Source organism: Bordetella tumbae (assembly GCF_054780995.1).
In genome coordinates, this window is record NZ_BAAGVG010000006.1 from 12088 (window position 1) to 33632 (window position 21545).

General features: G+C 60.3%; 17 protein-coding genes. 1 reads left to right on the forward strand and 16 read right to left on the reverse strand.

Going from position 1 to position 21545, the window contains the following annotated elements; all coding sequences use genetic code 11:
- Nucleotides 1-11: 11 nt before the first annotated feature.
- The 11 genes from ACYVI2_RS05150 to ACYVI2_RS05200 all read right to left on the reverse strand — a co-directional run bounded on the left by ACYVI2_RS05150 (nt 12) and on the right by ACYVI2_RS05200 (nt 14374).
- Complete coding sequence (locus ACYVI2_RS05150; protein ID WP_415820623.1) at nt 12-1298, reverse strand: MFS transporter; 1287 nt, start codon at nt 1296-1298, stop codon at nt 12-14.
- Nucleotides 1299-1442: 144 nt separating this feature from the next.
- Nucleotides 1443-2015, reverse strand: coding sequence for a CDP-diacylglycerol--glycerol-3-phosphate 3-phosphatidyltransferase (pgsA, locus tag ACYVI2_RS05155; RefSeq protein WP_415820622.1), 573 nt, complete (start codon nt 2013-2015; stop codon nt 1443-1445).
- 81 nt (nt 2016-2096) lie between these two features.
- Nucleotides 2097-3926 (reverse strand): excinuclease ABC subunit UvrC, encoded by a 1830-nt coding sequence (gene uvrC / locus ACYVI2_RS05160; protein ID WP_415820621.1) that lies wholly within the window; start codon nt 3924-3926, stop codon nt 2097-2099.
- On the reverse strand, nt 3889-4944 hold the full coding sequence (gene nagZ / locus ACYVI2_RS05165; protein ID WP_415820620.1) for a beta-N-acetylhexosaminidase: 1056 nt from the start codon (nt 4942-4944) through the stop codon (nt 3889-3891). The genes uvrC and nagZ overlap by 38 nt, the downstream gene beginning before the upstream one ends.
- 45 nt (nt 4945-4989) lie before the next feature.
- Nucleotides 4990-5424, reverse strand: coding sequence for a holo-ACP synthase (acpS, locus tag ACYVI2_RS05170; protein ID WP_415820619.1), 435 nt, complete (start codon nt 5422-5424; stop codon nt 4990-4992).
- 10 nt (nt 5425-5434) lie between these two features.
- A complete protein-coding gene (gene pdxJ / locus ACYVI2_RS05175) occupies nt 5435-6175 on the reverse strand; it encodes a pyridoxine 5'-phosphate synthase (RefSeq protein ID WP_415820617.1) in 741 nt (246 codons plus the stop codon).
- Nucleotides 6176-6263: 88 nt separating this feature from the next.
- Nucleotides 6264-7853, reverse strand: a complete 1590-nt coding sequence (locus ACYVI2_RS05180) for an efflux transporter outer membrane subunit (protein WP_415820633.1) — start codon at nt 7851-7853, stop codon at nt 6264-6266.
- A gap of 44 nt (nt 7854-7897) precedes the next feature.
- Entirely contained in the window at nt 7898-11128 is a 3231-nt protein-coding gene (locus ACYVI2_RS05185) for a multidrug efflux RND transporter permease subunit (RefSeq protein WP_415820616.1), read from the reverse strand.
- Nucleotides 11129-11190: 62 nt separating this feature from the next.
- Nucleotides 11191-12411 (reverse strand): efflux RND transporter periplasmic adaptor subunit, encoded by a 1221-nt coding sequence (locus ACYVI2_RS05190; RefSeq protein ID WP_415820614.1) that lies wholly within the window; start codon nt 12409-12411, stop codon nt 11191-11193.
- Nucleotides 12412-12593: 182 nt separating this feature from the next.
- Nucleotides 12594-13781, reverse strand: coding sequence for a DUF3734 domain-containing protein (locus ACYVI2_RS05195; RefSeq protein ID WP_415820613.1), 1188 nt, complete (start codon nt 13779-13781; stop codon nt 12594-12596).
- A complete protein-coding gene (locus tag ACYVI2_RS05200) occupies nt 13778-14374 on the reverse strand; it encodes a DUF4136 domain-containing protein (RefSeq protein ID WP_415820612.1) in 597 nt (198 codons plus the stop codon). The genes ACYVI2_RS05195 and ACYVI2_RS05200 overlap by 4 nt, the downstream gene beginning before the upstream one ends.
- A 164-nt stretch (nt 14375-14538) precedes the next feature.
- Between ACYVI2_RS05200 and ACYVI2_RS05205 the strand changes: the two genes are divergently transcribed.
- Nucleotides 14539-15345, forward strand: coding sequence for a TOBE domain-containing protein (locus ACYVI2_RS05205; protein WP_415820611.1), 807 nt, complete (start codon nt 14539-14541; stop codon nt 15343-15345).
- 370 nt (nt 15346-15715) lie between these two features.
- Here ACYVI2_RS05205 and ACYVI2_RS05210 read toward each other — a convergent pair whose 3' ends face one another.
- The 5 genes from ACYVI2_RS05210 to ACYVI2_RS05230 form a co-directional block, all read right to left on the reverse strand.
- Nucleotides 15716-16510, reverse strand: a complete 795-nt coding sequence (locus tag ACYVI2_RS05210) for an ABC transporter ATP-binding protein (protein WP_415820610.1) — start codon at nt 16508-16510, stop codon at nt 15716-15718.
- A 2-nt stretch (nt 16511-16512) separates the two neighbouring features.
- Nucleotides 16513-17403 carry an ABC transporter permease gene (locus ACYVI2_RS05215; protein ID WP_415820609.1) on the reverse strand — a complete coding sequence of 297 codons (891 nt, stop codon included), beginning with the start codon at nt 17401-17403 and terminating at the stop codon, nt 16513-16515.
- A gap of 104 nt (nt 17404-17507) precedes the next feature.
- The gene (locus tag ACYVI2_RS05220) at nt 17508-18485 is read right to left on the reverse strand and encodes an ABC transporter substrate-binding protein (protein WP_415820608.1); all 978 of its coding nucleotides are present in this window, start codon (nt 18483-18485) and stop codon (nt 17508-17510) included.
- 295 nt (nt 18486-18780) lie between these two features.
- Nucleotides 18781-19764, reverse strand: coding sequence for a Bug family tripartite tricarboxylate transporter substrate binding protein (locus ACYVI2_RS05225; RefSeq protein ID WP_415820607.1), 984 nt, complete (start codon nt 19762-19764; stop codon nt 18781-18783).
- 237 nt (nt 19765-20001) lie between these two features.
- Nucleotides 20002-21543 carry a malonate--CoA ligase gene (locus ACYVI2_RS05230; protein ID WP_415820606.1) on the reverse strand — a complete coding sequence of 514 codons (1542 nt, stop codon included), beginning with the start codon at nt 21541-21543 and terminating at the stop codon, nt 20002-20004.
- Nucleotides 21544-21545 lie beyond the last annotated feature (2 nt).

The window sequence follows — 21545 nt, forward strand, 5'->3', positions numbered from 1 at the left end:
CTGATTCCCAATTAACGCGCCGCGGTCGCCAGTGGCGCGCTCGCCTTGCGCGCTTGCACGGCAATCCACTGTGCCAGCAAGGCTGCCACGGCAAATGCGATGCCCGCTCCGATCCAGGGGCCGTGACTCATCCCGGCATCCAGCAGCAGGCCGAATCCCAACGGGCCCAGCGCCGAGCCCACGTCCATGCCAGAGTAGACCAGGCCGTACACGGAACCTGTCGCGCCCTTGGGCGTGACGCGCCGGATCAGCATATCTCGCGACGGGGCTGCAACGCCCGAACAAAAACCCGCCAGGCCCACGACTAATGCCGCCCAACCAGGAGGCACCATTCCCAAAGCCAGGATCACCAAGGTAACGCCAGCCAAGATCAGCGCCACGGTGACAGTCAACTCGGTACGCGGGTTGGCGGATACGAGAAAGCCCCCTGCCGCCATTCCCAGCGCCGACGCCACCATGTACCCGGACAATGCCGAGCTGGCGACGACTTTGGACAAGTTATACAACTCGCCCAAGAGCGGGATTGTGTAGTTCTGAACTGACGACAGCGCAATCGAGGTAAAGGCGAAAAACAGAAAGGCGCCCCACAATGCCGGCTTGGCCAGCAAGGCCGTCAAAGTGGTCAATACACTTTCTTGAGCGGCAGGCGTGCTCACCGTTGCTTTGGCCTGGACCGTATCGGATACAGGATGGTTGCCTCCCAACAGGTCGCGCCCCACGATCGCCAGCAGCAACACCACAGCCACCAAGGCTGCTGCACTGAACGCCGCCACGCGCCAATCGGCCAACAGGGTAATCGAGGTAATGAAGACCGGCGTCAGCGCCCACCCGAGATTGCCCGTCAAACCATGTGTGCTAAAGGCATGGCCCAATCGTGCCGGACTGACGCGATGATTGATGATGGAATAGTCTGCCGGGTGGAATACCGAGTTGCCGATGCCGCCGATCACCGCCGCTATCAGCAGCATGAGATAACCGTTGGCCGAACCGATCAAGACGCCCGCCAAGACAAAGCACGTCAGCCCGAACCACAGCACAGGTCGGGCGCCGATCCGATCCACCACGAAGCCGGACGATGCCTGACCAATGCCCGACACGACATAGAAGGTCGAGACCAGCAGCCCCAACCGGGCAAAATCCAGATCAAACGCCGTGCCCAAGGATACATACAGCGAGGGCAGCACCAGCTGAAAGAAATGCGACGATGCATGCACGACACCGATCAACAGGATGGTCAGCCAATCACGGCGGCGAAGATCAGGAGAATCCAGCGTAACGGTATCTGCGGCGGAATGCATGGCTAGCAAAACTCATCTCAACGCAAAAGCGCGGCTCGCGCAGCGCCACTGCGTAAATATCATTGTCGAGATCTCGGACGCGATATCGGGTTATTGAATTCGCCGCGATGCCGGAATCTCAACGCTCCTTAGAACCCGGCCCGTCTATTGAGACTTTTCACGGATGGCGGGCCAAGCGCGTTGCAAGTAATAAAACATCGACCACACCGTCAACACGGCCGCGATCACAATCAATATATCGCCCAGGAGCCGGCTGGACATCCCAAACAACGGTTGATCGTAGAGCAGGCACGGGATAGCGACCATCTGCGCAGCGGTCTTGAATTTGCCCAGGCGGTGCACGGCGACGCTGGCGCTGGCGCCGATCTTGGCCATCCATTCCCGCAACGCCGAAATCGTGATTTCCCGTCCGATGATGATCAGCGAAATAAAGGCGTCTACCCTGCCGAGATCGAGCAGGACGATGAGCGCGGCGCAGACCATGAGCTTGTCCGCCACGGGGTCCAGAAATGCGCCAAACGCCGAGGTCTGGTTCCAGCGGCGGGCCAGCCAACCGTCAAACCAGTCGGTCAAGGCAGCAACGATAAAGGCCCAGGCGGCCAGGGTGTCGCGGGCAGGCTCAGCCATCCAGCTACTGGGCAGATAAAACAGCCCCACTACCAGCGGGATCATGGCGATGCGCAGCCACGTCAGGATAATCGGCACATTGATTGGCATAATGAACGTATGCTACATCACCAGCGTGAAAAACTCTTGGCAGGACACGCCATGGTGGGGAAATAGCCGGCGGCAGGCCGTTTATCCATGCAAAGCCTCGTAGATACGCTCGGCCAGATCGTGCGAAATGCCGTCCACTGAGGCCAAGTCCTCGATGCTGGCAGAGGACACGCCGGAAAACCCGCCAAAACGGGCCAGCAGCCGCTGGCGGCGGCGCGCTCCGACGCCCTCGATTTCCTCGAGACGCGAGACATTGCGAGCCTTGGCGCGGCGAGCGCGCATACCGGTGATTGCAAAACGGTGGGCCTCGTCGCGGACCTGGGCGATGAGCATCAGCGCAGCCGATTCCCCACCCAATGCCACCGGCGGGCGGCCGTCGGCAAACACCAGCGTTTCCAGCCCGACCTTGCGCCCTTCCCCTTTGGCGACGCCAACCAGGGTTTGTATGTCCAGCCCCAATTCAGCAAAGACCTGGCGCGCAATCTCGACCTGCCCCTTGCCGCCGTCGATCAAGACCAGCCCGGGCATCGGTGCCTCGCCATCGGCGACCTTGCCAAAACGCCGGGTCAATACCTGGCGCATCGCGGCATAGTCGTCGCCCGGCGTGATCCCCGCGATGTTGTAGCGGCGATATTGAGAAGGCTGCATGTCGTGATGCAAGAACACGACACAGGACGCCTGCGTCGCCTCGCCTGCCGTATGGCTGATATCGAAACACTCGATACGCAATGCATCCAGCGCGGCCTCGTCGGTGTCCAGATCCAGCACTTCGGCAAGCGCCAGCGTCCGTGCAGCGCGCGCACCGGATTCGGTGAGCGCTCGGGCCAGGGCCATTTCGGCGTTTTTGACGGCCTGCTCCAGCCAGGCGCGGCGCACACCTTGAGGACGCGTCAGTACCCTCGCAGGACGGACCTGTGCCTGTTCGGCCAACAATGTCATCAAGCCGCTATCGGGCAAGGCGTGCGAACAAACCAGCACAGGAGGCAGGGGATTATCAGTGTAATGTTGCGCGATGAAAGCCTCGAGCACCTGGGGCGCCTCTTGGCCGTCGACATGCACGGGAAAGAACGGCTTGTCGCCCAAATGCCGGCCGGCGCGCACCATGGCCAGGTTCACACAGACCTTGCCGCCTGCAGAGGCGACAACGATGACATCAGTATCCTCGCCGCCCACGTCCTCCATGGTTTGCTGATGCAGCACGCGCGCCAGCGATCCCATCTGGTCACGCAAGGCGGCGGCCTCTTCGAATCGCAGCTCGGTCGATGCCTGCAGCATGCGCTGTTCGATCTCATCCATCACCTCGCGCGCCTCGCCGTTGAGGAAACGCGCGGCGCGATTCACATCGCTGGCATAATCCTCGGCCGAGATCGCATCGACACAGGGCGCCGAGCAGCGGCCGATTTGATGCAGCAGGCAAGGACGCGAGCGGTTGGCAAAGACCGTATCCTCGCAAGTCCGCAAGCGAAAGACCTTTTGCAGGATCTGGATGGTCTCGCGCACGGCCCAGGCATTGGGAAACGGACCAAAATACTGTCCACGTTTGTTTGTCGCGCCGCGATAGTAGGCCACGCGAGGCCATTCGTGCCCCGTGATCCATAGATACGGGTACGACTTGTCATCGCGAAACAGGATGTTGTAGCGCGGCCGCAGGCTCTTGATGAGATTGTTCTCCAAGAGCAATGCTTCGGCCTCGGAACGCGTGACCGTGACCTCGACACGCGCGACCTTGGCAACCATCTGGGCAATTCGCGGGCTGGCCAGATTTTTCTGGAAATACGAGGAGACGCGTTTTTTCAGATCACGCGCCTTGCCCACATACATCACCACACCCTCGGCGTCCAAGTGTCGATAGACGCCGGGCAGGTGCGGCAGATCAGCCAGAAACGATTTGAGATTGAAGTCGTCGGGCATGCTGGTAGCGAGTTTCGGCTTGCAGGGCCTTCCAGGAGGGAGCGGCAAAACGGGGCATCAGTCGGCGAATGCGCTCGACCGATTCGGGCGCGTGCGTCACGTCCAGGCGGGACAGCAAGTCATCGGCCAGATCTGGACGATTGCACACCAACACCATATCGCAACCGGCGCCCAAGGCGGCTTGAGCGCGCGCGAGAATATCGCCCGCCACCGTGGCCCCCTCCATGGTCAGGTCGTCCGAGAACACCACACCCCCGTAGCCCAGGCGCTCACGCAAAATGTCTTGCACCCAACGGCGAGAGAAGCCCGCGGGTTGTTTATCGACCTTGGGATAAATCACGTGCGCAGGCATGACGGCCGGAATGACGGCATCGCCCAGCCAGGCATACGGTGCGGCGTCTTCACCGAGGATACGCTCCAGCGGGCGCGGGTCGACCGGCATCTCGTGATGCGAATCCGCGCCCACGAAACCATGTCCCGGGAAATGCTTGCCGCACGCGGCCATCCCGGCCTGAGCCAAGCCCTGAGCCACCGCGCGCGCCAGCATGGCGACCACGCGAGGATCGCGGTGAAAAGCGCGCGTGCCGATGACCTTGCTCACGCCGTAATCCAGGTCCAGCACCGGAGTGAAGCTGAGATCCACGCCACAGGCGCGCAACTCGGCAGCCAGCACGTAGCCCGCCTCGGTGGCCAATCGCATGGCGGTCAAGGGGTCGCGGTCCCACAGTACCCCCAAATCGCGCATGGCCGGCAACACGGTAAAACCGTCTTCACGGAACCGTTGCACTCGCCCGCCCTCGTGATCGACCGCGATCATCAGCGGCTCATGGCGCGCACGATGGATCTGGCGTGTCAGCTCGCACAATTGTTTGCGGCTCTCGAAATTTCGGGCGAACAAGATCACCCCGCCCACCAGAGGGTGGCGCAGGCGTGCTTTCTCTGCTTTGGTCAATGTGGTGCCTGCCACATCCACCATGACGGGGCCGGGGGGCAACAAGGTTTTATGTTTCTTGGCCATACGGTCTGGTCCTTTGATGAGAGAAAAAGAGGAATCCGGCAGGCATTACGCCTTGCGCTCGACGATGACGTACGCAGCGGCCATATCGGATTCATCGGTAATGGAGACATGCGCCACACCAAAACGCGGCGTGTACCACTCCAGCAGGCTCGGTGCGATAACCAGGACCGGACGTCCGCTGGGCGCATTGAGAACTTGTACGCGCGTCCAGGTCATCGGCATGCGCATTCCCAGGCCGATGGCCTTGGAGAATGCCTCTTTGGCGGCGAAGCGCGTGGCCAGGAAACGCACGCCGCGAGCGGCGTCCCGGGCACGTCGAGCATGAAATTTCTGCAGTTCCTCTGCGCCGAGGATTTTCTCGGCAAATCGATCCCCATGACGCGCCAACGCACGCTCGATACGGTCGATACGCAGCAAGTCCATGCCGATGCCAGCAATACTGCTGGCCGGCGGCGTCGAATGGGAGGGGGCTTCAGACATGAGACGAGCCTCAGCGGCCCCGCACGGCCTGCAGGCGCGCCTGCACCATGAGCGCCTTCATGTCGCGTACGGCTTTGTCCCAGCCGTCGAACACAGCCTGCGCCACAATGGCATGACCGATATTGAGTTCAGAGATACCGTCGAGCGCCGCGATAGGCGCCACGTTGCCATAGTGCAACCCATGGCCGGCATTGACGCGCAATCCGTGCCGCAGGCCTTCGGCCACCCCTGCTCGCACTCGGTCGAGCTCCAGGCGAGCCTGATCGCCCTCTGCCTCGGCATAGGCTCCCGTATGCAGCTCGATCACCGGAGCACCTGCCTGAACGGCAGCCTGAATCTGCGCGGGATCGGGATCGATAAACAACGACACCCGAATGCCCGCCTGCTGCAGGCGAGCCACGGCGTTGGTGACGGCAGGCAAGGCGCCCGCGACATCCAAACCGCCCTCGGTCGTCAGCTCAGTGCGTTTTTCGGGCACCAGGCATACATCGCTGGGACGAACCTGGCATGCGATCTCGAGCATTTCGGGCGTGATCGCGCATTCCAGATTCATGCGGGTGCGCAGCAGCGGCCGGATGGCATGCACGTCTGCGTCCTGAATATGGCGGCGATCTTCGCGCAAATGCAAGGTAATCAGATCCGCACCGGCGTCCTCTGCACGCAAAGCGGCCTGGATCGGGTCGGGATAAGTCGTGTGGCGCTGCTGGCGCAGCGTCGCCACGTGATCGATGTTGACGCCAAGTTCTATCATGATGCTGTCGTGGATGAATCTGAAAGGGCGGCCCCGAACATCCTGAATATCAGGATATCGGATGCCGCCCTCAAGTGTAACTCTCAGATCAGGAGCCGGATGGTTGCGTCGTCGATGCCCCCGGCGTAGTAGCACCCGTACCCGCCGGATTGCCGCCTGACGCCGCGCCATTTGCGTTGCTGGCCGTAGGAGTCACCTCTGACCAGCCGCCGCCCAGGGCCTTGTACAGCGCCACGCGGTTGTTCAACGCGGCCAGGCCAGCCTGGACCAGGCTCAGCTGAGCGTTGAAATAATCAACCTGGGCAGACTGCACCTGCAGGTAGCTGTCGATGCCATTCACATAGCGCAGATTCGAGAGCTCCAGGGTGCGCGCCGTCGAGTTCTGCAAGGAACTCAACGATTCGACTTGAGCCCCATAAGTGGCCTCTCCCGCCAGGGCGTCCGAGACCTCCTGGAAAGCCTGTTGGATGGTCTGCTCGTACTGCGCCACGGCAATGTTGTTACGCGCATTGGCCAGGTTCAAGCCCTCGCGGATGCTGCCACCGGCAAATATCGGCGTCGTGATGGACGGCGAAAAGCTCCATGCCCCCTGTCCACCATGGAACAAGGTACCCAAGGACGGGCTGGCCACCCCCAGCATCCCGGTCAGAGAAATCGTGGGGAAGAACGCCGCCCGGGCTGCGCCGATGTTGGCATTGGCCGATTTCAGATTGTTCTCCGCCGCCATGATGTCGGGGCGACGCTCGAGCAAATCGGAAGGCAACCCGCCCGGAACGGTGGCCAGCAATTGATCCCGGCCGAACTCCGCCGGCGCCGGCAGGTTGTCCGGCAATGGCACGCCGACCAGCACGGTCAATGCGTTGACGGACTGCGCGCGCAACCGGGCCAATTGCGCCAGATCGGCCGAGGCCGAATCCAGCAGGCTCTTGGACTGATTCAACTCCATCTCTGACGCCACGCCGCCGTCGAAACGACGTTTGACGAGGTTGTAGGACTCTTGGCGGGCGGCCAGCGTCTTGCGGGTGAGATCCAGTTGGACATCGGCCGCGCGCATGTTGAAGTAGGCTTGAGCCACCGCGCCGACCAGCGTGATGTGAACGCTGCGTTGCGATTGCTCGCTGGCGAGATAGGTCTGATAGGCGGCTTCGGACAGACTGCGCAAGCGGCCGAACAGATCGATCTCGAACGACGTCATCCCGACGCCGGCCTGATAACTGCTGGACACCGAAGGTGAATCCTCGCCACCTACCCGCATATTGGGCGGCATGCGTTGGCGCGTGCCTTCGATACCGGCACCGATGCTGGGCCATTGCGCGCCACGCTGCACCCCGTATTGGGCGCGCGCTTCTTCGACGCTTTCGACCGCGACGCGCAGATCGCGGTTATTGGCCAACGCCAGCTCGATCAAGGCCTGCAGGCGCGGATCGCGGAAAAACTCGCGCCAGCCGAGATCGGCTGCCGGCACTGTCGACGCAGGCGCCACGGCCGAAGCCGGCTGCTCAGACAACGAAACCTGGCCGGCGGCCGAACCGAATTGCACTTTGGGTTGCGTCGGCCAATCGCCTGGGACAGGAGACTCGGGGCGATGATAATCGGGCGCCAGCGAGCAGCCCCCCAGCAGCGCGGCCAAGCATAGCGACAGCGTGGCGCGTTGATATTTCGAAGAAGGCTGCAACATGTCGCGCCGTATAGATGACTTATCTCGTTTAGACATCAGAGCACTCATTGCTTGCTCTCCTGATCGTCTGCCGGGCGAGGCGTAGTGCCGTCAGCGGAGGAGCCCTCGGCGGCTTCGCGAGCGCGTTTTTCGGCTTGTTCGGCCTCAAAGGCCTTGAGCTCATTACCCAACAAGCGAGGCTTGGTCTTGAAAAGGCTGAGCATCACCACAAAGAACGTGGGCACGAAAATCACGGCAAAAGGTGTCGCCGCCAACATGCCGCCCAACACGCCGATACCCACCGCCTTTTGGCTGGCAGCGCCCGCACCGCTCGCCAAAGCCAGCGGGACCACGCCCAGAATGAAAGCCAGAGAGGTCATCAGAATCGGGCGGAAACGCAGACGCGCCGCCTCGACCGTGGCCTCGTACAGGCCCATGCCGCGGGCGTATTGGTCCTTGGCAAATTCCACGATCAGAATGGCGTTCTTGGCCGCCAGACCGATCACGGTCACCATCCCCACCTGGAAATACACGTCATTGGACATGCCCAGCAGAGACACCAACCCGACCGCGCCCAACATCCCCAGCGGCACCACCAGCATGACCGACAAAGGAATTGCCCAGCTCTCGTACAGTGCGGCCAGCACCAGGAACACCACCAGCAGCGCCAGCCCCATCAGGATGGGAGCCTGGTTACCAGCCTGACGTTCCTGGTACGACAAGCCGTTCCATTCGTAGCCAAAGCCCGAGGGCAGTTGCCCAACCAGGCGCTCCATCTCGGCCATGGCTTCACCCGTGGTGTAGCCCGGCGCAGCATCGCCGCCTATACGCATAGAGTCATAGCTGTTGTAGCGCACGACCTGCACCGGACCTTGCGTCCAGTCGTACGACACAAACGTGGACAAGGGCACCATCTGGCCCTGGCTATTGGCGACGTTCATCTTGAGAATCTCGTCCGCCTGCATACGGTGGCTGGCCTCGGCCTGTACCCAGATGTTCTGCATGCGCCCCATGTTGGGGAACTTGTCGATGTAGCTGGACCCTAGCGACGTTGCAATCAGCGTAGCGGCGGCTTGGAAATCCACCCCTTGGGCCGCGGCCTTCTCACGGTCGATCTTCAAGGTCAGTTGCGGACCAGGCTGCAGCCCGGTGATACGCACTTGGGACAGAATGGGGCTCTTGGACGCCATTTCCATCAACTGAGCCGTCGCTTGCGCCAATGCAGCCGTACCACCGTTGCCGCGGTCTTGCAGGCGCAGGTCGAAACCGGTCGCGTTACCCAATGATGAAATGGCGGGCGGCACCAGTGTAAACACCTGTGCATCATGGATGCCCATCAGCTGCTTTTCGAATGCTGCAAACGCAATGGCACCTGCCGAATCTTTGGGATCCTTGCGTTCGGAGAAATCTTTGAGCGTCGAGAAGGCGATCGCCGCATTCAGGCCGTTACCGTTAAAGCTGTAGCCCTGAACGGTAATGACGTTTTCGACGGCCGGCAGGTGCATGAAGTAGTCTTCGACCTGCTCGAGCACATCGACTGTACGGTTGGCGCTGGCCCCGGTAGGCAGCTCGATGTTGCTGACCACGTAACCTTGGTCTTCTTCGGGCAGGAACGAGGATGGCAAGCGCAAATACAGCCAGCCCAGCAGTATCACCAGCAACAGGAACAGCAGCATCATGCGGCCGCCGCGATGCAGGATACGGGCCACCCAGCTTTGGTAACTATGCGTCGTCGCGTCGAATTTGCGATTGAACCACCCGAAAAAGCCTTTCTTTTCCTCGTGGTGCCCTTTCGGGATGGGCTTGAGAATCGTGGCGCACAAGGCCGGCGTGAAACTCAGCGCCAAAAAGGCCGAGAAGAAAATCGACACAGCCATTGCCACCGAGAACTGCCGGTAGATCACGCCCACCGAGCCGCTCATGAAGGCCAATGGCAGGAACACTGTCACCAGCACCAGCGTGATACCCACGATAGCGCCGCTGATCTGCGGCATGGCTTTCTTGGTCGCCTCTTTGGGAGACAAGCCCTCGGCCGCCATGATGCGCTCGACGTTCTCCACCACCACAATAGCGTCGTCCACCAGAATACCGATGGCGAGCACCATGGCGAACATGGTCAAGACGTTAATGGAAAAGCCCAACCCCAGCATCACTGCGAATGCCCCCATCATCGCCACCGGCACCACCAACGCCGGAATGAGGGTATAGCGCACGTTCTGCAGGAACAGGAACATCACCAGGAACACCAGCACCATGGCTTCGACCAGGGTATGGACCACCTGCTCGATCGAGACCTTGACGTACGGCGCCGTGTCGTAGGGAATGTCGAATTTGATGTTGCCCGGGAAATACTGCGACAACGACTCCATCTGGTCGCGTACACCCTGTGCTGTGGCCAGGGCGTTGGCGTCCGGAGACAACACGATGGCAAAGGCTGCCGTGGGCTTGCCATTGAGGCGGGCACCAAACTGATAGTTGTCAGCGCCCACCTCGATGCGGGCTACGTCACGCAGACGCACTGACGAACCGTCGGTATTGGCGCGCAGCACGATGTTGCCGAATGCTTCGACCGTCGAAAGCTGGCCATTGACCACGACCGTCGCCGTGTAGCGCTGGCTTTCCGGATTGGGAGGCGCCCCCAGGCTGCCCGCCGAAATCAGCACGTTTTGCTGGCTGATGGCAGCATTGACATCCGATGCGCTGAGGTTATAACCAACGAGCTTGTCGGGATCGATCCAGACCCGCATGGCACGCGGTGCGGCGAACAACTGAAACTGCCCTACCCCAGGCACCCGCGATACGGGGTTCTGAATGTTGCGTGTGATGTAGTCGGCCAATGCCGTCTGGTCCAACGTGCCGTCGGTCGAGGACAGCGTCACGATCATCAGAAAGCCGGCACTGGTCTGCTCGTACTGGATGCCCTGCTGCGTGACAGCCGTCGGCAACTGCGCCGTCACGTTCGACACGCGGTTTTGCACGTCCACCTGCGCCAGGTCGGGATCGGTTCCCGGCGAGAACGTCGCGGTGATCGTGGACTGGCCGTTGTTGTCACTGACGGACTCGTAATACAGCAGCCCCTTGGCGCCGTTGAGCTGATCCTCGATGATACTGGTCACCGACTCGGCGACCTCTTTGGACGAGGCGCCAGGATAGGTAGCAGTAATCGTAATGGCAGGAGGCGCCACGTCGGGGTACTGCGCGACCGGCATATTGGGAATGGCCAATATGCCCGCCAGCAAGACGAACAGGGCAACTACCCAGGCGAAAATTGGTCGATCGATAAAAAATTGCGGCATGTGGGCTAACTCGGAAAGTGCTCACGAAAACAGGCACGCGGCGCATCGCGCCGCGTACCGTTTTAGGATTTTTGCTCCGAAGCGGGCTGCGCAGGTGGCGCGGCGCCTTCGGGCTTGCCTTGCGTGGGCGGTGCGGCTTTGCTTGGTCCACCGGGGTTCCAGGGGGAGGCCTGCGCAGGCGCGCCAGGGCGGATTTTCTGGAAGCCTTCGACAACTACCACGTCGCCGGCTTTCAGGCCACTGGTCACCAGCCATTGTCCTTTGATTACCCCACCGGTCGTCACGGCGATCTGCTCGATCTTGTTGTCTTTCACAAGCATCAAGCTCTGCAAACCATCGGCCGTACGCTGCAGGGACTGTTGAGGCACCATCAACGCCTGCTGATTGGTCCCTTGGTCCAGACGGACGCGCACGTACATGCCGGGCAGCAAGAGGCCATCCGGGTTGGGTACCTCGGCACGCAGGTTGACCTGTCCGGTCGTCGGGTCCACCGTAATGCCGGTAAACAGAAGCTTGCCGGGATGTTCGTAGACGGAGCCGTCCTCCTGAACGACGCTCACGCGTGCGGCGTCTTTGCCGATGCGCTCGATCTGGCCGCTGGCAAACGCCTGGCGCAACTGGGCCAGATCCGCAGTGCTCTGAGTGAAATCGACGTAGATCGGATCGAGCTGCTGGACCAGGGCCATCTGCGTGGCCGAGGTCCCTTCGACCAGAGCACCCTCGGTAACCAGGGCCTTGCCGATGATTCCTGTAATCGGCGAGGTGACATCCGTGTACCCCAGATTGATTGCAGCCGCGTCCAGGTTGGCCTTGGCAGCCGCGACAGCAGCCTCGGCCTGACGATAGCTGGCCACAGCGTTGTCATATTCCTGTTTGCTGACGGCATTGGCCTTGACCAGCGGCGCATAGCGGTCTGCGAGCGCTTTGGCGCTATACAGATCGGCCTGCGACTGTTTGAGCTGGGCGGCAGCTTGATCGCGCGTTGCCTTATAGGGAGCAGGATCGATCTTGAAGAGCAGTTGCCCTTCTTTGACCTCGCCGCCTTGTTCGAACTCGATCTTTTGCACAATGCCCGTGACGCGCGCACGGATTTCCGCATCGCGAACAGCGTCCACGCGGCCCGGCAAATCGGACACGATCGATGCGGGTTGAGGTTGAACCGTAATGACGCTGACTTGCGGCATTCCGGGGTTCATTTGAGGGTGTTCTTTGCAGCCTGCCAATGCCAAAGCAACAAGCGCAACGACACCGAATCCAGAGACACGATGGTGCGAAAAACGCATGAATTCCTCACGGAGTAGAGCCAAGGCGCGCGAACCCGCACACGCGGTGCCAAACTGAATAATCACGTCCGGCAAGCCCGTTAATGTAACCTTATTTTTGTCGCAAAACTACCGAATTTGGCATCAAATGCCCCGTAATATTACGATACGCCGGTAAAGTGACGCCCCATTGACCGCCGCGCTCAGCGCTTGGCCGAGCGGTGTATGTCATGCGTAACAAAGCTCTGATCCACAGGCGGACGGTCCAGCACTTTGGGCATGGCCAAGGTTTGTTGAATATCCGTCAGGCCGCTTTGCCAGTGTTCACGCATGGCCTCAGATCCAAATTCATAGTCCTTTGAATTGCGTTCGTAGTGCTTGGCTTCGTAGATCAAATTGACGACATTCACCGCGGGCGTGCATGCCAGCTCGCGAATGTCCGCCAATTCCGCACTGCAGCGCTCGTCCTCGGGCAAGCGCTCCAACACACGCTGCAATCCGCGGCGCAATTTCAAGATGCGTTGATAAATATTCGTCACTGTGCGGGTGCGACTGGAGTATTGAATGTCCTTCTGACGCTCCGCGACTTCTTCGAGATTGGTAGGCAATGCCCCTCTGGCGGGCCAGAGATCCACCTGAAAAGCCAGTGTGTCCGGCATCGGATGCACAGACAACACTTGAGACAGCGGCGTATTCGACACCACGCCACCATCCCAGTAATACTCGCCGTCGATCTCTACCGCAGGGAACCCTGGCGGCAACGCCCCGGACGCCATGATGTGCTCGGCCCGCAACCGCGTCGTGGTGCTATCGAAATACGCAAAATTGCCAGTCCGCACATTCACGGCCCCAAAACTGGCGCGTACGTCTCCGCGGTTGAGCAAGTCAAAATCCACGTACCGATTGAGTGTCTCCACTAATGGCGACGTGTCATAGAAGCTGGTTGCTTGCGGACCGTTATGCATCAAATAGGGAGGCGGATAGCGCAGCTTGAAAAAACCCGGCTGGCCCGATGTCAATGCGTGAAAAGCCGCCAATTGACCGTTCATGGCGGGAGATCCAAAGCCAAAGGGAACGCCCTGAAACAACCGGGCCCAAGCCTCACCCCATGGCAAGGCAGAAAACCCGGTAGGCCGGCAAATGGTTTCCCAAAATCCGCGCAGACGCTCCACACGCTCATCGGGCGGCGAACCCGCAATAATCGCGGCATTGATCGAGCCGATCGAAATTCCGGCTATCCAATTCGGACGGATGCCGGCCTCGTGCAGGCCTTGATAGACCCCGGCTTGATAAGAGCCCAGCGCGCCGCCGCCTTGTAAGACCAAGGCGATGGTCTGGTAGCCGTCAGTCTCTGACGGACACGCACATGGATCGGACAGCGTCACACTCATTGAGCCTTGGTCGATTGAGGCGTTTGCGGCGCACCGCTGCCCTCACGGAACGGGTAGCGTTGGAATATCTGCGCCACATTGGCGTCGACATTTTGTGCGGAGGAGGCCGTTGCCTGATCATCGATGACGCCGACGCTGACGCCCTCCCAGACCAATTGCTTGCGGCGCGCGTCGATCAGATCGATATTCAATGTGCCTTCGGTGTACTGATACACGTCATTGCCCCAAGCGTAACCCGGCCAACCGCCGTAGAACCCCGCGCGGTAGCCATAGTATGGGCCCATCGGCGCTGCAGGAGTCACCTGGGTTTTCTGCTGCAATTTTGCGTTGAAGTTGATCAATAGATCGGGAGACTGCTCGGCATAGACGTAGCCGCGCATTTCCATCTGGCTGCGCGTGGCGGATTTCAGGCGCTCCGTCAGCAGTGTGCTGTACCCTGCCTTATCGGTGCCCAGCGGCGACATAAAACCAAAACTGCGATACTGGGCAAAATTGGCGCTGTGATCATAATCACTGCGGATCGTGGGGCCGGACGAGCAGGCAGCCAACAATCCAACCATAGCCAGAGCCGGGACAAGCGCAACGCGTTTCATAACGACATTCTCCGCAATAAGTGCGCAAACATCATGCCCTGAAGTTTGTAAACTTGCAATGGAATCTCATTCGCGTTCAGCAATGGCGACATCATGTCTTCCTTCGTCTATGCTGCCACGTCCATACCCTGTCGACAACACTCTCTACCCCCTCCGACTACGCCATGACCACTTCCCCGCTGGAGCTTGATGGATCCATCTGGCTACGCGCCGGCAGCCAGACATTGGGCGGCAAAAGCCGTATCGACCTGCTGACTCAAATCGGACTCACGGGCTCGATCAGTGCGGCAGCGCGCGCGGTCGGCATGAGCTACAAAGGGGCCTGGGATGCGATCGACGCCATGAACAATCTGGCTGGCGAGGAACTGGTGTTGCGGGCAACGGGAGGCAAAGGCGGCGGCGGCGCACATCTCACGGCCCGTGCCGAACAGCTCATCGCAACCTTTCAGACCCTGGAGGCGGAACATCGGCGCGTGATGGAGCATCTGGCTCAAACGAATCTGAACGCGCCGAATGACCTGAATTTAATGAAGCGAATCATGTTGAAGACCAGTGCGCGCAACAAACTCCTGGGTACCGTCAGCGCGATCCGGACGGGCGCAGTCAATGACGAAGTCACGCTGCGTATCGCGGGCGGGCATGATGTCGTTGCCACCATCACTCGCGAAAGCACGGCGGATCTCGGCCTGGCTGTCGGCAGCGAAGCCATCGCACTCATCAAAGCTCCTTCCGTCATGATCGCTATGCCTGGCAAGGGATTGCGCCTCTCGGCTCGTAATCAGTTAGCGGGTACGGTGGCAGACATTCGGCCGGGTGCAGTCAATAGCGAGATCATCGTCGATATTGGCAATGGGGCTAGCCTTGCGGCCATCATTACGCAGGAAAGTGCGCAGGCGTTGGAATTGGCGCGTGGGGTGCGGGTGGTGGCAGTGTTTGATGCGTCTAATGTGATATTGGGGGTTGTTGCTTAGGCGTCAGGATTGATGCAGGTGTTTATCTGCGTGGGCGGAATCTGCTCGCAAATAGATGAGTTCTTTAGCCGCCGGGGGCCGTCATGTAAAGGCTGCACTGGCCCTATCGTCCGGTCTGGCCGCCTGCGCGGCCAGACTGCCCTTCACCACCCTCGCCAGGCGGGGCGGCTGGGCAAACTCGCTCCGCTGCGCTGCGCTCAAACATGCCCAGCCGACTGCCCCCCGCCTGACGAGGGTGGCTCGGCGGACTCAACGGGCCAGCGCAGCCTTTACATGACGGCCCCCGGCTCACAATGTCTATTATTGGCGGATGCTATGGGGAGGGCGTCACAACAATAACTGCTATTACGAAAATACAAAGAAACGCGTACTACCCCAGCAGCAGCGCGTCGTCCGAGAGTTTCTCTCCCCGAACCCGCTCAAACATCGCCAGCAAGTCCGGCACATCCATCCCTTTGCGCTCATCACCGGAAACATCCAGCACGACCTGCCCTTGATGCAGCATGACGGTACGATCTCCCACATCGAGCGCCTGCCGCATGCTGTGAGTCACCATCATTGTCGTGAGCTTGCTCTCCGCCACGATACGAGCGGTCAATTGCAGAACAAAATCCGCCGTACGCGGATCCAACGCGGCCGTATGCTCATCCAGCAACAGAATCCGGGACGGCTGCAACGCCGCCATCAACAAGCTGACTGCCTGACGCTGCCCGCCCGAGAGCAGACCGATGCGATCGGTCAAGCGGTTTTCCAGCCCTAGCCCCAATGTAGCGAGCCGTTCCCGGAACCCATCTCGCATGCTGACTTTGACGGCGCGGCCAAAGCCCCGGCGAGCGCCTCGCATTTGAGCCAGCGCCATATTTTCCTCGATGCTCAGATCCTCGCAAGTACCTGCCATCGGGTCCTGGAATACGCGTGCGACACGGCCTGCGCGTTCCCAGACGGGCTTGCGGGTCACGTCTTCGCCGTTGATTTCGATCCGGCCGGAATCGACGGGCAAATCGCCAGAAACGGCATTCAGGAACGTCGACTTGCCCGCCCCGTTTGAACCGATGACGGTCACGAACTGGCCACTGGGAATCTCCAGCGACAATCCACGCAACGCGCGTGTTTCAATCGGCGTTCCCGCGTTGAAAGTCATTTTCAAATCTTGTGCACGCAACATGATCAGGCTCCTTTCTTGCCGATCAAGCGGCGCTTCAACATCGGGATCACCAGAGCAATGGTGACCAATACGGCAGTGACGAGATTCAGGTCTTGGGCCTGCAGGCCAATGAAATCGCTATTCAGCGCCAAAGCGATAAAGAGCCGGTACACCAACGCGCCGATGATGACCGCCAAGGTGGCCAATACGAGTTTGCGAGACGGCAGGATGCTTTCGCCGACAATCACGGCCGCCAAGCCGATCACGATGGTCCCGATCCCCATAGAGATATCCGAGCCTCCTTGTGTTTGCGCGAACAAGGCGCCGGCCAGGCCGACGAGGGCGTTGGACAGGGCCATGCCGGCCAGGATCATGCCGCCGGTGTTCACCCCCTGGGCGCGCGCCATGCGGCCGTTGGAGCCAGTCGCGCGCATGGCCAGGCCCGATTGGGTGGACAGGAACCAGTCGAGCAGCAGCTTGACGATCAGGACGACGCCGACCAGGATCAGCGGACGCGCTACATAATCGCTTAGCCATTCGGGCTGCAAGATAGTAAAGACGGTCGGCTCGGTGATGAGTGGCACATTGGGCTTGCCCATGATGCGCAGGTTCACGGAGTACAAGGCGATCATCATCAGGATGCTGGCCAGCAGATCCATGATGCGCAGTTTGACGTTCAGCCAACCGGTGATGAGCCCGGCCACGGCCCCAGCCGCTGTGGCGGCCAACGTAGCGGTAAAGGGATCCACGCCCCCGGAAATCAATGTCGCGGCGACTGCGCCGCCTAAGGGAAAGCTGCCATCCACGGTCAGATCGGGAAAACGCAGCAGCCGAAAGGAAATAAAGACGCCTAGCGCGACCAAGCTGAAAATCAGGCCAATTTCCAGTGCGCCCAGCAAAGAGAATAAGGACATGAATAGAATCTGACCCGCCAGGTCTCGTGAACCCAGCTGGCATTACCTTGAATTATGTTCAGTTAAAAACAAACTGCTGGCCCGTCGGGCCAGCAGTGGCGGAATTATTTGATGATCTCTGCCGCCGACTTCACCAACGCATCCGACAGCGTAACACCTTGTTTGGTGGCCGCGCCCGGGTTCACAAACAGGCGGAGGTTCGAACTGGTTTCCGAGGCGATCGCGCCCGGTTTTTCGCCCTTGAGAATACGCACCACGATCTTGCCCGTTTGCACGCCCAGATCGTGATAGTCGATCCCCAGCGCCGCGATGGCACCGCGCTTTACGCTATCGGTGTCCGAGGCCACCAGGGGAATCTTGGCGTCGTTGCCGACTTTCACCAGAGCCTCGTAGGCCGACACCACGTTATTGTCGGTATTGGTGTAGATCACATCGACCTTGCCGATCAGGCTGCGCGCGGCTGAGGCGACGTCAACGGTGCGAGGCGCGGCGGCCTCGACCAGCGTCAAGCCGGCCTTGGGCAGCAGTTCCTGCAATCGTTTGACCACCACCACCGAGTTGGCCTCGCCGGGGTTGTAGACCATGCCAACGCGTTTGGCGTTGGGCACGACCTTTTTGATCAACTCGACCTGTTTGTCCAAGGCCAGCAGATCGGACACACCGGTCACGTTGGTACCTGAAGGCTCCATGCTGGGCACGAGTTGCGCAGCCACAGGGTCCGTCACTGCCGAGTACACCACTGGCACGTCCTTGGTCGCAGCGACGACCGACTGGGCCGACGGCGTCGCGATGGCCACAATGGCGTCAGGACGGTCGCCGACGAACTTGCGGGCGATCTGTGCGGCCGTGCCGGTATTGCCCTGCGCGCTCTGATATTGCCATTTGAGATTCTTGCCGGGCTCGTAGCCGGCTTTTTTCAGGGCGTCCTGGACGCCATCACGTACGGCATCCAGGGCGGGATGCTCGACGATAGCCGTCACGGCCACCGATTTTTGTTGCGCCGCAACAGCAGGAACAGCGTGGATAGCCAACGCCACCGCCACTGCGCCCACCGTCAGAAAATGTTTTTTTCCGATCAGCATCGGGTCTACTCCTTGCACCGTTTGGGTGTTGGTTTACTTATCAGCGTGTGAGCCTGGCAACTGACCGCCAAGCTCACACGCCTGTGAAACCGCTAAGTCTAACGTGTCGCGGCGGACTTGGTGGCGGGGGTAATCCCTGAAAAATGCTGTCGCCACGACAGTTCGCCTCACGTCATGCCCCAAACACCGCTGACACCGGTTATTACGCGACTCATCCAGTCAGTGCAGCGGCTCGCCACAAGGCCCGATAAACCGCTGCATCACGACTAGTGTGCCGCGAGCGGTTTACCTTTCGTCAATCCAGCGTCACTCCCGAATCTTTGACGACCTTGCCCCATCGGACGATTTCACTATCGACAAAGGCGCCGAATTTTTCGCCAGTGAGATCCGGCGTGGCCGAACCGTTGCCTGCCCACGTTTCCTTGATCTTGGGAGTATTCAAGGCTTTGCTCACCTCGGCGATCATCTTGTCGACGATGGGCTTGGGCGTACCTGCCGGTGCCCACAAGGCGTACCAGGTCGATACTTCATAGTTCGGCACGCCTGCCTCGGCGGCGGTCGGCACATCAGGGAACGACGGCGATCGCTGGACCGCAGCGACGGCCAGTGGCTTGATAGTACCGGATCGAATATGACCTGCCGACGAACCTAAACCGTCAAAAGCCAGGTCCACCTGTCCACCGATCAACGCCGACAACATCGGGCCCGCGCCCTGATACGGCACATCGACGAGCTTGATCCCCGTCTGCATGGCAAACAGTTCGCCGGCCAAATGGTGCGTGCTGCCCTTACCCGCCGTGCCGAAATTGATTTCGCCGGGGCGTTTGCGCGCATACTCGATGAACTCCTGCAAGGTCTTCACGGGCAACCTGGATGTGTTGATCACGACCACCTGAGGCGGCTGCGCCAACAGCGCCACCGGGATGAAATCCTTTTGGATGTTGTAGGTCAGGTTCTTGTAGAGCGCAGGTGCCACGACATGATGCGCACCGCCCATAAAAAATGTGTAGCCGTCGCCTTTCGCTTTTGCGGCCACGGAGGCGCCGACGGTTCCGCCAGCGCCGCCTTTGTTATCGACCACGACGGTCTGCCCCAGCTGTGTGCTCAGTTGCTGAGCCAACGGCCGTGCAAACGTGTCAGTGCCGCCACCAGCGGGAAACGGCACGATCAAATTGATAGGATGCTCAGGCCAATCGGCCAAGGCGGCGGTCGGTGCCAAAGCCGCGCTGGCCCCCAGCGCGGCTGCCAAGCTCAATGCACGAATCATGGAATGCTTCATTTCGTCTCCTCGATTGAAACAGCACGGAAATGCTGCCCGTATTGGTTTTATATGAATGCATCAGTGTGTCGCCGGACAGCCTGCGCCTCTCTCCAAAGACCGCGAGACTGTCTCGGATTTCCGTCGCCTCGCAGACCAGGATCGAGCCCGGTCCAGGCCTGTGAGTCTGCCAGCACGACGGATCCAATAAGAATGAGCTGGTGAGCGAGCCTCCTGTCTGGCGCGGTTAATCGAAGGTCACGCAGTCTTATATGACTCGCGCAGAACGTTCTTTTGAACTTTGCCCATCGTGTTGCGCGGCAACTGATCGATCAGATGCAATTGCTTGGGCACTTTGAAATTGGCGATCCGGCTTTTCAGCTCGGCCTGCATCGCAGCGACGTCCAGAGCAGCACCCTCGCGTGCGACGACGACGGCAACCACGGCTTCGCCAAAATCCGGATGGGGTACGCCGATGACGGCCGACTCCATCACGCCGGGCATTTCGTCAATGATCAGTTCGATTTCTTTGGGATAGACGTTGTAGCCGCCGGAGATGATCAGGTCTTTGCTGCGGCCGACAATAGACAAGTAATCGTCGGGCACCGCTGCACCACCGGATTCGCCGCCCCAACGGCCCACATCGCCGGTACGGAACCAACCGTCCGAGGTGAACTCTTCGCGCGTTTTTTCCGGCATGCGCCAGTAGCCCGAGAACACATTCGGACCACGCACCTGCACATTGCCAATATCGCCCGCGCCCTGCTCGACGCCATTGTCATCGACGACGCGGACCTGCACGCCCGGCAAGGCTTTGCCCACGGTACCGCCACGGCGTTCGCCATCGGCCGCATCGTAGGGATTGGAGGTCAGCATCACCGTCTCGCTCATGCCGTAGCGTTCGAGAATGGACTGCCCCGTGCGCTCGCGGAAATCGTTGAAGGTCTCCATCAACAGCGGCGCCGAGCCGGAAATGAACAAACGCATGCGCGCGCATACCTTGCGATTGAAGCGCGCCTCGGCCAACAGACGGACGTAATAGGTCGGCACGCCCATCATCACCGTGCAACGCGGCAGGTAATGCAATGCTTGTTCGACGTCGAGCTTGGGCAGCCAAATCATGCGGGCACCGGCCAACAGCGCGCCGTGAGAGGCCACAAACAAGCCGTGCACGTGAAAGATCGGCAGCATATGCAGCAGCACGTCGTCCGAACGCCAGCCCCAATACCGATGCAACACCTGCGCATTGGAGGCCAGGTTGCCGTGCGACAACATCGCCCCCTTGCTGCGGCCCGTGGTCCCCGACGTGTACAGGATCGCGGCCAAATCATCCGCCTTACGCACGACGTCCTTGAACGACCGGCTCTGGCCTGCGGCCGCATGCAGCAGGGTGCCCGTGCGATCCTCATCGAGCGTATAGACATGAGCGGTACCGGCCTGCGCGGCGGCCTTGCTGACCCAGCTCAGATTTTTGCTGGAGCACACCACCACCGCAGGCTCCGCATCGCCCAGGAAATACGAAATTTCCGACTCGCGATAGGCCGTATTCAAAGGCAAATACACCAGCCCGGCCCGCAACGTGGCCAGATAAAGCAACAGCGCTTCGGGGGATTTTTCAACTTGTACCGCGACGCGCGACCCCTCGGGTAAATTCAACGAGGTCAACAAATTAGCCAGGCACGCACTGGCGTGATCGATATCGTCCCAGGTGTAAAGCAGCTCAGGCGTTTCCAGGGCGATTTGACTGCGATCTGCGGGAAAGCCGCTAGCCAGCACAGTGTACAGATTGGCGTTGCTCACCT

Excerpts from the sequence above, each read along its gene's own strand:
- ACYVI2_RS05150 (WP_415820623.1), bottom strand. The coding sequence starts at position 1,298 with ATGCATTCCGCCGCAGATACCGTTACGCTGGATTCTCCTGATCTTCGC.
- pgsA (WP_415820622.1), bottom strand. The coding sequence starts at position 2,015 with ATGCCAATCAATGTGCCGATTATCCTGACGTGGCTGCGCATCGCCATG.
- uvrC (WP_415820621.1), bottom strand. The coding sequence starts at position 3,926 with ATGCCCGACGACTTCAATCTCAAATCGTTTCTGGCTGATCTGCCGCAC.
- nagZ (WP_415820620.1), bottom strand. The coding sequence starts at position 4,944 with ATGGCCAAGAAACATAAAACCTTGTTGCCCCCCGGCCCCGTCATGGTG.
- acpS (WP_415820619.1), bottom strand. The coding sequence starts at position 5,424 with ATGTCTGAAGCCCCCTCCCATTCGACGCCGCCGGCCAGCAGTATTGCT.
- pdxJ (WP_415820617.1), bottom strand. The coding sequence starts at position 6,175 with ATGATAGAACTTGGCGTCAACATCGATCACGTGGCGACGCTGCGCCAG.
- ACYVI2_RS05180 (WP_415820633.1), bottom strand. The coding sequence starts at position 7,853 with ATGTTGCAGCCTTCTTCGAAATATCAACGCGCCACGCTGTCGCTATGC.
- ACYVI2_RS05185 (WP_415820616.1), bottom strand. The coding sequence starts at position 11,128 with ATGCCGCAATTTTTTATCGATCGACCAATTTTCGCCTGGGTAGTTGCC.
- ACYVI2_RS05190 (WP_415820614.1), bottom strand. The coding sequence starts at position 12,411 with ATGCGTTTTTCGCACCATCGTGTCTCTGGATTCGGTGTCGTTGCGCTT.
- ACYVI2_RS05195 (WP_415820613.1), bottom strand. The coding sequence starts at position 13,781 with ATGAGTGTGACGCTGTCCGATCCATGTGCGTGTCCGTCAGAGACTGAC.
- ACYVI2_RS05200 (WP_415820612.1), bottom strand. The coding sequence starts at position 14,374 with ATGAAACGCGTTGCGCTTGTCCCGGCTCTGGCTATGGTTGGATTGTTG.
- ACYVI2_RS05205 (WP_415820611.1), top strand. The coding sequence starts at position 14,539 with ATGACCACTTCCCCGCTGGAGCTTGATGGATCCATCTGGCTACGCGCC.
- ACYVI2_RS05210 (WP_415820610.1), bottom strand. The coding sequence starts at position 16,510 with ATGTTGCGTGCACAAGATTTGAAAATGACTTTCAACGCGGGAACGCCG.
- ACYVI2_RS05215 (WP_415820609.1), bottom strand. The coding sequence starts at position 17,403 with ATGTCCTTATTCTCTTTGCTGGGCGCACTGGAAATTGGCCTGATTTTC.
- ACYVI2_RS05220 (WP_415820608.1), bottom strand. The coding sequence starts at position 18,485 with ATGCTGATCGGAAAAAAACATTTTCTGACGGTGGGCGCAGTGGCGGTG.
- ACYVI2_RS05225 (WP_415820607.1), bottom strand. The coding sequence starts at position 19,764 with ATGAAGCATTCCATGATTCGTGCATTGAGCTTGGCAGCCGCGCTGGGG.